Here is a 12,447-nt window from a genome sequence, read left to right as displayed (position 1 = left end):
TGGAGCCGTGAGCGCCGACACCTTCTGGAGCGCGTTGGCGCTGGTCCTGGTGATCGAAGGCATCCTGCCTTTGGTCTCGCCGGGTGGGTGGCGGCGCGGCTTCAGCCAGTTGCTGCAGCTGCGCGACGGCCAGCTGCGTTTCTTCGGTCTTTGCAGCATCCTGCTGGGTTTGGTACTCCTTTGGGTTCTGGGGTAGCGCGGGCCCGGTAGAATCCCGGTTTAACCACGCCCCCGATCCCCATGTCCGCCTGGGTCCTCCCGGATCACATTGCCGATGTGCTGCCCTCCGAGGCGCGCCACATCGAAGAACTTCGACGCCAGCTGCTCGATACCGCCCGTGGCTATGGCTACGAGCTGGTGATGCCGCCGCTGCTCGAGCACCTGGAGTCGCTGCTTTCGGGCACCGGCGAGGCGCTCGACCTTCAAACCTTCAAGCTTGTGGACCAGCTCTCCGGTCGCAGCATGGGCCTGCGCGCCGACACCACCCCCCAGGTGGCGCGCATCGATGCCCACCTGCTGAACCGCGACGGCGTGGCCCGGCTGTGCTACTGCGGCCCGGTGGTCCACACGCGGCCCGACCGTCCGCACGCCACCCGTGAACCGCTGCAGTTCGGTGCCGAGATCTACGGCCACGCCGGCCTGGAAGCCGACACCGAAACCCTGCTGCTGGCGCTCGACTGCCTCGACGCCGCCGGTTTGCGCGACGGCGTGATCGTCGACCTGGCCGACGCCCGCATCGTGCGTGCGCTGTTCGCCGGTGTGCCGGTCGATGCCGCCGCGATCGCTCGCGTGCACGCCGCGCTGGCAGCCAAGGACGCGAGCGAGCTGCAGGCGCTCACCAAGGATTTCCCCACAGCTTCGCGCGACGGCCTGCGTGCCCTCGTTGGTTTGTACGGCGATGTCGCGGTGCTCGACGAGGCTGCCAAGGCCTTGAAGGGCGCGCCCGCCGTGGCGGCTGCGCTGGCAGACCTGAAGCAGCTTGCGGCCGGCCTGAACGGCACGGCCGGGCGCCAGATCAGCTTCGACCTGGCCGACCTGCGCGGCTACGCCTACTACAGCGGCATGCGTTTCGGCATCTACGTGCCGGGCGCCGCCGATTCGCTGGTGCGCGGTGGCCGCTACGACGAAGTGGGCGCCGTGTTCGGCCGCAACCGTCCGGCCGTCGGCTTCAGCCTCGATGTGCGTGAGCTCGTCGGCGTGCTGCCGGCGCGTCCGCTGCGCGCCGCGATCCGCGCGCCCTGGAGCGATGCGGTCGGCCTGCGCGAGGCCATCGCGATGCTGCGCAAGTCGGGCGAGACCGTCGTCTGCGTGCTGCCGGGCCACGGCAGCGAAATCGATGAATTCCATTGCGACCGCGAGCTCGTCGAGCAGGCCGGCCAGTGGAGTGTCCGAGCGATCTGAATTTTTAAGCAATGGAACGAGCATGAGCGTAACCACCGGAAGAAACGTGGTCGTCGTCGGAACCCAGTGGGGCGACGAAGGCAAGGGCAAGCTGGTTGACTGGCTGACGGAAAGCGCCCAGGGCGTGGTCCGTTTCCAGGGCGGCCACAACGCGGGCCACACGCTGGTCATCAACGGCGTGAAGACCGCGCTGCACCTGATCCCGAGCGGCATCATGCGGCCCGGCGTCAAGTGCTACATCGGTAACGGCGTCGTGCTGTCGGCCGCCAAGCTCTTCGAGGAAATCGAGGGCCTGGAGAAGGCCGGTGTCGAAGTGCGTTCGCGCCTGCGCATCAGCGAGGCCTGCCCGCTGATCCTGCCGTTCCACGCCGCGCTGGACATTGCGCGCGAGGCCTATCGTGAAAAGGGCGGTATCGAGAAGATCGGCACCACCGGCCGCGGCATCGGCCCGGCCTACGAGGACAAGATCGCCCGCCGCGCGCTGCGCGTGCAGGACCTGAAGCACCCCGAGCGCTTCGGCGCCAAGCTGCGCGTGCTGCTCGAGCTGCACAACCACGTGCTGACCCAGGTGCTGGGCGCGCCCGCCATCGACTACGACACCGTGTTCGACGAGGCCATGCGCCACGCCGCGCTGCTAAAGCCCATGATGGCCGACGTCTCGCGCGAGCTGAACGACGCCCACAAGGCCGGCGCCAACCTGCTGTTCGAAGGCGCCCAGGGCACGTTGCTCGACGTCGACCACGGCACCTACCCGTACGTCACTTCGAGCAACTGCGTGGCCGGCAACGCCGCCGCCGGTTCGGGCGTGGGCCCGGGCATGCTGCACTACGTGCTCGGCATCACCAAGGCCTACTGCACCCGCGTGGGCGGTGGTCCGTTCCCCACGGAACTCGATTGGGCCACGCCGGGCACCCCCGGCTACCACATGAGCACCGTGGGCGCCGAAAAGGGCGTGACCACTGGCCGCAGCCGCCGTTGTGGCTGGTTCGACGCCGCGCTGCTCAAGCGCTCGGCGCAGGTCAATGGCCTGTCGGGCTTGTGCATCACCAAGCTCGACGTGCTGGACGGCCTCGAGAAGCTGGAGCTGTGCACCGGCTACGAGCTCGACGGCGAAACCACCGACATCCTGCCGATGGGCGCGGACGAGATCGAGCGCTGCACGCCGATCTACGAAACCCTCGAAGGCTGGACCGAAAGCACCGTGGGCGTCACGCAGTACGACAAGCTGCCGGTCAATGCGCGGCTGTACCTGCAGCGCATCGAGCAGGTCACCGGCGTGCCGATCCACATGGTGTCCACGAGCCCTGATCGCGACCACACGATCATGATGCGCCACCCTTACCTCGCGGACTAAGCTCTCCCCCAGGCTTGCCCACTTCGTGTGGCCGCCAACCCCCTTCCGAGGGCAACACCAGCGGCCCGGCAAAGCCGGTTCCGCGGTGTTCCACGAACGAGAAAAAGACTGAAGGAATCCAGACCATGTTGACCGAAGACGGCAAACATCTCTACGTCAGCTACGACGAGTACCACAACCTGATCGAGAAGCTCGCGATCAAAGTGCACCAGTCGGGCTGGGAGTTCGACACCATCCTGTGCCTGGCGCGTGGCGGCATGCGCCCGGGCGATGTGCTCTCGCGCATCTTCGACAAGCCGCTGGCGATCATGTCGACCAGCTCGTACCGCGCCGACGCCGGCACGATCCAGGGTCATCTCGACATCGCCCGCTACATCACGACCCCCAAGGGCGAGATCGCTGGCAAGGTGCTGCTGGTGGACGATCTGGCCGATTCGGGCCACACGCTGCACGCCGTGATGGACATGCTGCGCAACAACTACAAGCCGATCACCGAGTTGCGCAGCGCCGTGATCTGGACCAAGGCGCTGTCGACCTTCACGCCCGACTACTCGGTCGAGTTCCTGGCCACCAACCCGTGGATCCACCAGCCCTTCGAGGGCTACGACTCGCTCGGCGCCGACAAGCTGATCGAGAAGTGGTCGGTCTGACGACCGGCCCAGGCACCGCCGGCCGGCGCGCTCAGTTGCTGCTGCAGCTGCCGCCGCCGGGGGTGTCGAACATCGCGGTGTAGCGCCGCTGCATTTCCTCCGGCGTCACCTTCTCGATGCTGTGACCCACGTTCCACCGGTGACCGAACGGGTCGCGAAAGACGCCGGAACGCTCCCCATAGAACTGATCTTGCGGTGCCATGTCCAGCGTGGCCCCGGCGGCGACCGCGCGCGCGACCAGTGCGTCGGCGTCGTCCACGTGCAGGTGCAGCGTGACCGCGCTGCCGCCGAGCGCCTTGGGCGAGCGGATGTTGAACTCGGCGAACTCGTCCGAGATCATCAGGATCGCGCCATTGTGAAAGTCGAGTTCGACGTGCCCGATGCGGCCGCTGGGCTCGGTCAGGCGAAAGATCTCCTTCACTTCGAACACGTGGCAATAGAAGTCGACGGCCGCGGCGGCGTTGTCGACACAGAGATACGGAAACAGCTCGTGAATGGCCATGGCGGGACCTGCCTTTCTTTCTTGGAACGGATATTGAAACAGGGACTGTGGCGCCGATTCTGCGCAGCCCCGGCGCTAGCGTCTTGAAGGAATTTGACCTGCTGTGTCGACAGCCGGCACATGACGCGGCGATGTCGCGCCCGTCTGTCGCCAGGCCTGTGGCGACAGCCCGGCCAGCGCGGAGAACTCGCGGCTCAGGTGCGCCTGGTCGCTGTAGCCTGCGGCGAGCGCAATGTCGGCCCAGGCGCGCGCAGGGTCGTCGGCGGCCAGCGCCAGCACGCGGTCAAAGCGCATCACGCGGGCGTACTCCTTGGGCGCGAGCCCGATCGCCGAGCGGAACAGCGCGATGAAACGCCGGTGGCTGTAGCCGCTGCGCGCCACCAGCGTGGCGATCGATGCGGGCGTGTCGCGGCCCATCTGCCCGAGCGACGCCGCCACGGCCGGGTGCAGGCCGCGCGGGCTGGTGCGGGGCAGGGCGACGCTGGCCAGGCGCTGGGTCAGCAGCGCCTCGAATACATCCAGTTGGCGGGCCGGGTCGTCGGCTGTGGCATGCAGTTGCTCGAGCGCCTCGCTAGTCTGGCGTTCGCCCCAGAGCGCGTCGAGCGGGGTGTGGCGGCCGCTCAGGGCGTCCTCAGGCGCGCCCAGCAGCAGGCGGGCGGCTCCGGGATGCAGTTGAGCGCCCACCGAACGCGTCACCACCGATACATCGCGCAGATAGAAGGCCGCGCGTGCGCCGCCGACGATCGCGTAGCCGACCGTGTGGCCGCCTAGGTCGCGTGTGTCGTCGACGAGCCGCAGCGGCGGTCCGGAGAGCCGAAACACCACATGCATGCCACCCGTGGGCAGCACGTGCTCGCGCGCGCCGGTGCGTGTCTGCGGTTCGCCCTCGGGCACCGAGGCCCACAGCAGCCGCAGGAAGGGCCGCAAATGAGGGGACGGGGGCCGCGTCAGCTGCATGGCGCGACGGGCCCCAAAAAGGGCGGGCGGGTGAGCATCGGCGCATTGTGCGCCGAGGGCCCGCTTCGGCCCAGGCTGCTTACTTGCTGGTTGCGAGGCGCTTCTGGATGTTCGCCGCGCGGTCGCCGGAGGCGGGGTGCGAGCTGAGCATGGAGCTCTTGCCGCCGTCGAGCTTGGCCAGCTTCTGGAACGCGGTGACGAGGCCTTCGCGCTTCATCTTCTGCGCGGTCAGCAGGTCGAAGGCGTAGTTGTCCGAGTCGGTTTCCTGCGATTGCGAGAACTGCGCGTTGACCAGCTTCTCGGCGAAGTCGCCGATCTGCGAGGACGACAGCTGCGTGATCGCCGCATTGCCGGTGGCGCCGGCCAGGCCGCGCGCGGCCGACACGGCGTAGGCGGTCTGCATGGCCTTCTTGCTGTGGCCCAGGGCGACGTGACCGATCTCGTGGCCGATGATGCCGCGCAGCTCGTCGTCGTTCATGAGGTCCATCAGGCCGCTGTAGACGCGGATGCAGCCGTTGCCCATGGCCCAGGCGTTCACGTCCTTCGTGAGGTAGACCTTGTAGCTGGCAGGCTGGCCGCCGATGGTGGTGGGCAGGCCCTGGCGCACGCGCTCCAGGCGCTTGCTGTAGGCGTCGCTCGCGGGTGCGACCTTGGAGCTCTTGTCGAGTTCGGCGCAGGACTGGTTGGCCAGTGCCTGCACGTCGCCGTCGGAGAGGGACATGGCCTTGAAGGCGCTGCCGCCGGCGCCCGCGAGCGCGTTGGAATCCAGGTTCTTCATGCCGCCGCAGGCGGACAGGGCCGCAGCGGCCGTGATGGTGATGAGCAGATGACGCATCGAGAAAATCCTCCCTTTGTTTTCGGAGGGGGGACTCTATCCGCAATGCGCTGGCGATTTGTCCAAGGCCGTCAACATCGCACGGAGAATGTCACGACCACCGAGGGTTCCTCGCGGGGCGCTAGCATCGGCACATGAGCAAGCCTTCCACGACCCTGATCCATCATCCCTACACGCCGCCGGACACCTTCGCCGCGCCGCAGCCCGGCGTGTTCAAGGCCTCCACCGTGTTCTTCGCCGACGTCGCCGCCATGCGCGCGCGCGACTGGAAGACCAAGGCCGGCTACACCTACGGCCTGCACGGCACGCCCACCACCTTCACGCTCGAAGAACGCCTGGCCACGCTCGAAGGCGGCACCGAGTGCCTGCTGGTGCCCAGCGGGCTGGCCGCGATCTCGCTGGTCTCGTTCGCGTTCCTCAAGACCGGCGACGAGGTGCTCATTCCCGACAACGCCTACGGCCCCACCAAGGCACTGGCCACCGGTGAGCTCGCGAACTTCGGCATCACGCATCGTTTGTACGACGCGATGAATCCGTCCGACCTGGAAGCCAAGCTCTCGCACCGCACGCGGCTGGTGTGGCTCGAGGCGGCCGGCTCGGTGACGATGGAATTCCCCAACCTGCCGGCCCTGGCCGAAGTCTGCCGCGAGCGCGGCGTGATGACCGCGCTCGACAACACCTGGGGCGCGGGCCTGGCCTTCGCTCCTTTCGATTTCAACGGCAGCGGGCAGGGCGTCGATGTGTCGGTGCATGCGCTCACCAAATACCCGAGCGGCGGCGGCGACGTGCTGATGGGCAGCGTGGTCACGCGCGACGAACGGCTGCACCGCGCGCTCAAACTCACCCACATGCGCACCGGCTTCGGCATCGGCGTGGGCGACGTGGAAACGCTGCTGCGCTCGCTGCCGAGCATGGCGCTGCGCTATGCCGCGCATGACCGCGCGGCGCGCGAACTGGCCGGCTGGCTCAGCGGCTGCGAGGAGATCGCCCAGGTGCTGCATCCTGCGCTGGAGGATTCGCCGGGCCACGGCAATTGGCGCGCGCTGTGTGGCGCTACCGATCTGGCTGCGGGCCTTTTCTCGGTGGTGTTCGACGAGCGCTTCAGCACCGAGCAGGTTGATCGCTTCTGCGACAGCCTGAAGCTCTTCCGCCTGGGCTATTCGTGGGGCGGTCCTATCAGCCTCGTCGTGCCCTACGACATCGGCCTGATGCGCGACAACAGCGTCGCCCGCTGGCCCTACAAGGGCACGCTGGTGCGTTTTTCGGTCGGCCTGGAGGACGTGGACGACCTGCGTGCCGACCTGCAACAGGCCCTGGCGCAGATGTAAGCAAAGCGCCAGGTCCGGGCCGCTGCCGGGCCGGGAGTGCACCGTTATCGCTTACAGTAGGCCGCAGCGCAGTCACCCTGACTGCCTCGCCTGAAGGAGAAGCAGTGGCAACACCCAATTACGGCTACGAGAAGCGCCAGAAAGAGCTGGCCAAGAAGAAAAAGAAGGAAGACAAGCTCCGGGAGAAGGCGAACCGCAAGCTCAACCCGAGCAGCGACGGGCTGGCCCCCGGAGACCCGGAGACCGACGTGGCATCGCTCGAACACGATCCCCCCACGGTGCCCGAGTTGCCGACCAAGAACGGGTGATCTCCCGATCCCGGAGTCCGGGAACACAAAAGCCGCTGCAGGCGAAGGTCTGCGGCGGCTTTTTCTTTGCGGGTACCGGATGGTTATTTAGGCAGCAGCTTGCGCAACTCCAGCCAGACGTTGTCCAGGATCTGCGGCTGCGCCGCGGCGGTCGGGTGGATGCGGTCGGCCTGGAACAGCGTCATGGCGTCGGGCGCATCGGCCACGCCCTTGAGCAGGAAAGGCACCAGCGCCGACTTGGTCGCGCCAGCCACCTTCGCGAACACGGCCTCGAAGCGCCGCGTGTAGTCGCCGCCGTAGTTCGGCGGCACCTGGATGCCGACGATCAGCACCCGGGCGCCCGCAGCCTGCGCGGCCTTGGTGATCTGCAGCAGGTTGTCTTCGGTGTTCGTGAGCGGAAGGCCACGCAGGGCGTCGTTGGCGCCCAGTTCCAGCACCACGTGGGTGGGCTTGTGCTGCGTCAGCAGGGCGGGGAAGCGGGCGCGTCCGCCGGAGCTGGTGTCGCCGCTGATGCTGGCGTTGACCACCGAGGCTGCGATCTTCTGCTGTGCAAGCCTTTTTTCCAGCAAGGGTACCCAGCCTTCGCCGCGCTTGAGGCCGTACTCTGCGCTCAGCGAATCACCGAGCACCAGGATCACCGGCTTGCCCGCCGATGCTGCTGGTGCCTGGGCCGCAGCACCCGTCCATGCCCCCGCGCTGCCGAGCGCGGCGGTGGTCAAGATAAAGTCACGTCGATTCAAAACGAAAAGCCTTTCATGTCCCAACCCCCGTCTGATGCCATTGTCGCCGTCGAGCATGTCTTCAAGTCCGTCACCGACTCGGCCGGCACGCTGGACATTCTGCAGGACATCCATTTCACCCTGGGCGCGCGGGAAACCGCCGCCATCGTCGGCGCTTCGGGCTCCGGCAAGAGCACCTTGCTGTCGATCATCGCCGGACTGGACACGCCCACGCGCGGCACGGTGAAGCTGGCGGGCGACGACATTTTCGCCATCGACGAGGACGAGCGCGCCGCCCTGCGCGCCCAGCGCGTGGGCTTCGTGTTCCAGAGCTTCCAGCTGCTGGGCAACCTGAGCGCCCTCGAGAACGTCATGCTGCCGCTGGAGCTGGCCAACCGCAAGGACGCGCGCAAGGCGGCCGCCGAGATGCTCGGGCGCGTCGGCCTCGGCCAACGCCTGGGCCATTACCCCAAGGTGCTGTCGGGCGGGGAGCAGCAGCGCGTGGCGCTGGCGCGAGCCTTCGTGGTCCAGCCGGCCCTGCTGCTGGCCGACGAACCCACCGGCAGCCTCGACTTCGCCACCGGCGAGCAGGTCATGAAGCTGATGTTCGACCTGAACCGCGAATTGGGAACCACGCTGGTGCTGGTCACGCACGACCGCAGCATCGCCTCGCAGTGCGAGCGTCGCATCACCATCGAGGCCGGGCGCGTGGCCCTCAACGAAAAAACGCCAGAATCGACCGTCGCGCAAGCGGCTTGAGCCCGTCAAGAAACAGCGCCCGGCCCCCGCGGTGCCCCCTGAACACGAGGAGAGTTCATGACCCAGCTTCCCCCCGAAGCCATCGACGCGCTGGAGCGCGGCAACCTGATCGAGGCCATCAAGATCGTGCGCGAGCGCACCGGCATGGACCTCAAGTCGTCCAAGGAAGCCGTCGAGCGCTACGCCAACAGCGGCGCGGGCGCAGCAGGTGCGCCTGCGGACTGGCAGGAAGGCGACTGGGGCCGGAGCGACGCCGAAGCCGGGGACATGCCGGGCAACGGGCTCGCCGCGGTGCCGGCCGCCGCGCTCGCGGCTCTTGCGCGGGGTCAGAAGATCGAGGCCGTGCGCCTCACACGCGAGGCCACCGGCCTGGGCCTGGCCGAAGCCAAGCAACTGGTCGAGGCGCACCAGAATCCCGCCGCCGGCGGCTTCGAGCGCCCGCCGTCGAGTGCACCGGCGAACCCGATGGCCGAGCCCGGCCGGGTGTCGGGTGGCGGTTTCAAGTGGCTGCCGCTGGTCGTGGTGCTGCTGCTCGCGGCGCTGGCGTGGTCGTACTTCAAGGGGGCCTGACCGCGTGATCGTCCCCAAGTTCTGGGCCGAGGGCCGCATCCAGGAGCGGGTGGCCGGCGACCAGGTCACCGTGCGCCGCTTCGGCTGGTCCGACGACAGCCCGCTCGCCGCGCAGGCGCATGCCGACCAGCGTACCCGCGAAGCCTTCGACCGCGTGGTCCGTGGTGAAAAGCTGGAGCGACGCGAGCCCAAGCGGGCCTACAACGGCGCCGACGGCGTGCCGATCCGCGAGGAAATCGTCGAACGCCAGGGCGACAGCGTCATCACCCGCAATGGCTACGGCGCGCGCTGCCTCAACACGCCGGACGTGCTGTTCGTCGATGTCGATTTCGAGGAGGGCCCCAACGGGTCGCCGCTGTTCTCGGTGATCGGCGCCGCGCTGATCGGCGCGATCGTGGCCGCCTACGCCGTCAAATCGTGGATCGCGGTGCTGGTCACCTTTGTCGCGGTGCTGGCTTTCGGTCTCTGGCGCATCCGCGTGGACAAGGTCAAGGTGGCGCCGGCGCCGAAGGACCCGCTGCAGGCAGTACGGGGGCGCATCGAGCGCTTCATCCACCAGCATCCCGACTGGCACCTGCGGCTGTACCGCACGCCGGCGGGCCTGCGGGTGCTGGCGATGCACGATGTCTTCGCGCCGTCCGATCCCGCCGTGGTCGACGCTTTCCAGGTGCTGGGTGCCGACAAGGTCTACGCGCGCATGTGTCGCAACCAGAACTGCTTTCGCGCACGCCTGAGCGCCAAGCCCTGGCGCGTAGGCATCGGCGAGCACCTGCGGCCGCGCCCGGGTGTCTGGCCGGTGTCGCCCGACCGGCTGCCCGCGCGCGACGCCTGGGTCGCGCGCTACGAAAGTGCGGCCAAGGGGTACGCTGCCTGCGAGTATCTGGAGAGCGTGGGCAACACGATGAAGGTGCACCTGAACGCCCTGGCGGTGCAGGAACTGCACGACGAACGCGCCGGCGCCACCAGCGGATTCCCGCTGGCCTGAGGGCGAGGGCGCCGCGCCCTCGATAATCGGCATATGTCTTCCCCCAAAGTGATCTTCGGCTTCCATGCCGTGGGCGTGCGCATCAAGACCGCGCCGAAATCGGTGCTCGAAGTGATGTTCGACGCCAGCCGGCGCGATGCGCGCATGAAGCAGTTCATCGCGCGCGCCCAAGAGGCCGGTGTCCGGCTGGTCGAAGCCGACGGTCTGCGGCTGTCCAAGCTCAGCGGCAGCCACGGCCATCAGGGCGTGGTGGCGCGCGTCGAACCCGTCGCGCAGGTGCGATCGCTCGACGAGTTGCTCGAAGGCCTCGAAGAGGCCGGCACCGTGCCCCTGCTGCTGGTGCTCGACGGCGTGACCGATCCGCACAACCTCGGCGCCTGCCTGCGCGTGGCCGACGGTGCTGGAGCCCATGCGGTGATCGCACCCAAGGACCATGCGGCCGGCATCAATGCGACCGTGGCCAAGGTGGCCAGTGGCGCGGCCGAGACGATGCCGTACTTCATGGTGACCAACCTGGCACGCACTCTGAACGAACTCAAGGAGCGCGACATCTGGTGCGTGGGCACCAGCGACGACGCACCGGGCACCATCTACCAGAGCGACTTCAAGCGTCCGCTGGCATTGGTGCTGGGCGCCGAGGGCGAGGGCATGCGCCAACTCACGCGCAAGACCTGCGACGAGCTGGTGAGCATCCCCATGGCCGGCGCGGTCGAGAGCCTGAACGTCTCGGTGGCCAGCGGCGTGTGCCTCTACGAGGCCCTGCGCCAGCGCAGCGCCTGATTGGCTGTCGGGGCCTCAGCGCCCCTTGCGGTGGAAATACACCAGCTCCGCCGCGCGCCGCATGGGCGCCGTGCCGAGCAGGCGGTTGAACATCCAGTCGCTCTGGAAGTGGTCGAAGCCCCAGCGCAGCAGCCGCTTCGCCAGAAAGCGCGGGTAGCCGCGCACGAACCACGTGGCCGGGTCGTCCGCCTCGCCGCGCACGAAGCGCGCCACGGCCTCGCCCGCGCGCTCGCCGTGCTGCAGCGCCGTGTGAATGCCGCCGGCGGTCACGGGCGACACCATGCCGGCCGCATCGCCCACCAGCAACGCCCGTTCGCGGGCCACTACCGGCAGCACGCCGCCGCAGGGGATCATCCCGGCGCGCACGGCGACCGGCGGCGCCTCGCCGGGGGACACCACGGGAGCGATCTTGCGCAGCAGCGGGTCGAGCCGCAGTGCGCCTGCATCGTGGCGCCCCATGCGGCGTGCCAGCCCGATCTGGCTCACACCGACACCGTCGAGCGCCCAGCCGATGTAGCCCGGCGCGAGCTGGCGATCGATGAAGCAATGCAGCAGGTCGGGCGCCATGCGCGCGCCCTGGTACTCGTGTTCCACGCCGTAGAGGAATCGCGTGTTGCGCGACAGGCCCAGGGCCTTGGCGACGCGCGAGTGCGGGCCGTCGGCGCCGACGAGGTAGGTCGCGCGGATGCACGGGCCCTGTGCCACCGGCACCTCCCACCGGCCGTTCACCCACAGCGCCTGTTCGAACAGCGTGCCCAGGCGCACCTCGACGCCGCAGGCCCGGGTGGAGTCCACCATCCAGTCGAGCAGCGCGGGCGCGTCGGTGGCCCAGAACCAGTAGCCCGGCGCGTGCAGGTCGACGTGGTGCATGTCGGGTGCGTAGAGCCGCACGCCCTCGATGCGGCGCACCAGCGCGGGCGGTACTTCGGCCAGCCAGGGCACGCTGTCGACCGCGTCCTTGACGATGATCCCGGTGGTGTGCAGCTTGGCCCCGGCGGCGGTTTTCTTCTCGAGCACCATCACGCTGAGACCGGCCTTGGCGGCGGCGCGCGCACAGGCCAGCCCCGCGAAGCTCGCGCCGATGACGAGCAGGTCGACCTGGGTGCTGGCCGGACCGGTGTCGGTCACGAAGGCTGGTGCGGGGCAGGGCGTGGCCGGCGACGAAGGGGCACGCGGAGAACGTGGGGTGAAGAGACTGAAAGAAGAAGCGGAAGAGGCGTGCATGGGCGGCTGACTTGCAATGCGCACCGCGGGGTGCGGTGCGGCTGCGAAGTTAGCGACGCCATGTGCGCCGGGCGT

15 protein-coding genes are annotated in these 12,447 nt (G+C 68.4%); 10 read left to right on the top strand and 5 right to left on the bottom strand.

Annotation, left to right across the window (positions count from 1 at the left end; all coding sequences use genetic code 11):
- The first annotated feature begins 7 nt into the window (after positions 1-7).
- From D3H34_RS03880 to D3H34_RS03865, 4 genes are all read left to right on the top strand, one after another.
- Positions 8-196: a DUF2065 domain-containing protein gene (locus tag D3H34_RS03880; protein ID WP_119552130.1), complete on the top strand. Its 189-nt coding sequence runs from the start codon at positions 8-10 to the stop codon at positions 194-196.
- A 44-nt stretch (positions 197-240) separates the two neighbouring features.
- Positions 241-1,401 carry an ATP phosphoribosyltransferase regulatory subunit gene (locus D3H34_RS03875; RefSeq protein WP_119552129.1) on the top strand — a complete coding sequence of 387 codons (1,161 nt, stop codon included), beginning with the start codon at positions 241-243 and terminating at the stop codon, positions 1,399-1,401.
- Between the two features lie 22 nt (positions 1,402-1,423).
- A complete protein-coding gene (locus D3H34_RS03870; protein ID WP_119552128.1) occupies positions 1,424-2,755 on the top strand; it encodes an adenylosuccinate synthase in 1,332 nt (443 codons plus the stop codon).
- Between the two features lie 125 nt (positions 2,756-2,880).
- Positions 2,881-3,405 carry a phosphoribosyltransferase gene (locus D3H34_RS03865; RefSeq protein ID WP_119552127.1) on the top strand — a complete coding sequence of 175 codons (525 nt, stop codon included), beginning with the start codon at positions 2,881-2,883 and terminating at the stop codon, positions 3,403-3,405.
- Between the two features lie 31 nt (positions 3,406-3,436).
- On the opposite strand, the gene D3H34_RS03860 is transcribed toward D3H34_RS03865, so the two are convergent.
- From D3H34_RS03860 to loiP, 3 genes are all read right to left on the bottom strand, one after another.
- Complete coding sequence (locus D3H34_RS03860) at positions 3,437-3,907, bottom strand: VOC family protein (RefSeq protein WP_119552126.1); 471 nt, start codon at positions 3,905-3,907, stop codon at positions 3,437-3,439.
- Positions 3,908-3,982: 75 nt separating this feature from the next.
- The gene (locus D3H34_RS03855; RefSeq protein ID WP_119552125.1) at positions 3,983-4,864 is read right to left on the bottom strand and encodes an AraC family transcriptional regulator; all 882 of its coding nucleotides are present in this window, start codon (positions 4,862-4,864) and stop codon (positions 3,983-3,985) included.
- A gap of 79 nt (positions 4,865-4,943) precedes the next feature.
- Positions 4,944-5,699, bottom strand: coding sequence for a metalloprotease LoiP (gene loiP, locus D3H34_RS03850; protein ID WP_119552124.1), 756 nt, complete (start codon positions 5,697-5,699; stop codon positions 4,944-4,946).
- Between the two features lie 134 nt (positions 5,700-5,833).
- On the opposite strand from loiP, the gene D3H34_RS03845 reads away from it, so the two are divergent.
- Positions 5,834-7,027, top strand: a complete 1,194-nt coding sequence (locus tag D3H34_RS03845) for a PLP-dependent transferase (protein WP_119552123.1) — start codon at positions 5,834-5,836, stop codon at positions 7,025-7,027.
- Between the two features lie 104 nt (positions 7,028-7,131).
- Positions 7,132-7,335, top strand: a complete 204-nt coding sequence (locus D3H34_RS03840; protein WP_119552122.1) for a hypothetical protein — start codon at positions 7,132-7,134, stop codon at positions 7,333-7,335.
- A gap of 83 nt (positions 7,336-7,418) precedes the next feature.
- Here the strand turns inward: D3H34_RS03840 and D3H34_RS03835 are convergent, their stop codons facing one another.
- Positions 7,419-8,054: an arylesterase gene (locus D3H34_RS03835; protein WP_286185420.1), complete on the bottom strand. Its 636-nt coding sequence runs from the start codon at positions 8,052-8,054 to the stop codon at positions 7,419-7,421.
- Positions 8,055-8,090: 36 nt separating this feature from the next.
- On the opposite strand from D3H34_RS03835, the gene D3H34_RS03830 reads away from it, so the two are divergent.
- The 4 genes from D3H34_RS03830 to rlmB are packed head-to-tail and all read left to right on the top strand — an operon-like array spanning position 8,091 to position 11,148.
- Positions 8,091-8,813: an ABC transporter ATP-binding protein gene (locus D3H34_RS03830; RefSeq protein WP_119552121.1), complete on the top strand. Its 723-nt coding sequence runs from the start codon at positions 8,091-8,093 to the stop codon at positions 8,811-8,813.
- A 57-nt stretch (positions 8,814-8,870) separates the two neighbouring features.
- On the top strand, positions 8,871-9,383 hold the full coding sequence (locus D3H34_RS03825; protein WP_119552120.1) for a ribosomal protein L7/L12: 513 nt from the start codon (positions 8,871-8,873) through the stop codon (positions 9,381-9,383).
- A 4-nt stretch (positions 9,384-9,387) separates the two neighbouring features.
- The gene (locus D3H34_RS03820) at positions 9,388-10,368 is read left to right on the top strand and encodes a hypothetical protein (RefSeq protein ID WP_119552119.1); all 981 of its coding nucleotides are present in this window, start codon (positions 9,388-9,390) and stop codon (positions 10,366-10,368) included.
- A gap of 33 nt (positions 10,369-10,401) precedes the next feature.
- Positions 10,402-11,148, top strand: a complete 747-nt coding sequence (gene rlmB, locus D3H34_RS03815) for a 23S rRNA (guanosine(2251)-2'-O)-methyltransferase RlmB (protein ID WP_119552118.1) — start codon at positions 10,402-10,404, stop codon at positions 11,146-11,148.
- Positions 11,149-11,163: 15 nt separating this feature from the next.
- Here rlmB and D3H34_RS03810 read toward each other — a convergent pair whose 3' ends face one another.
- The gene (locus D3H34_RS03810) at positions 11,164-12,276 is read right to left on the bottom strand and encodes an NAD(P)/FAD-dependent oxidoreductase (protein ID WP_350308471.1); all 1,113 of its coding nucleotides are present in this window, start codon (positions 12,274-12,276) and stop codon (positions 11,164-11,166) included.
- Positions 12,277-12,447 lie beyond the last annotated feature (171 nt).

It is taken from the genome of Acidovorax cavernicola (assembly GCF_003581445.1).
The sequence above is the reverse complement of the archived record's forward strand: the minus strand, read 5'-3'. Positions and strand labels throughout refer to the sequence as shown.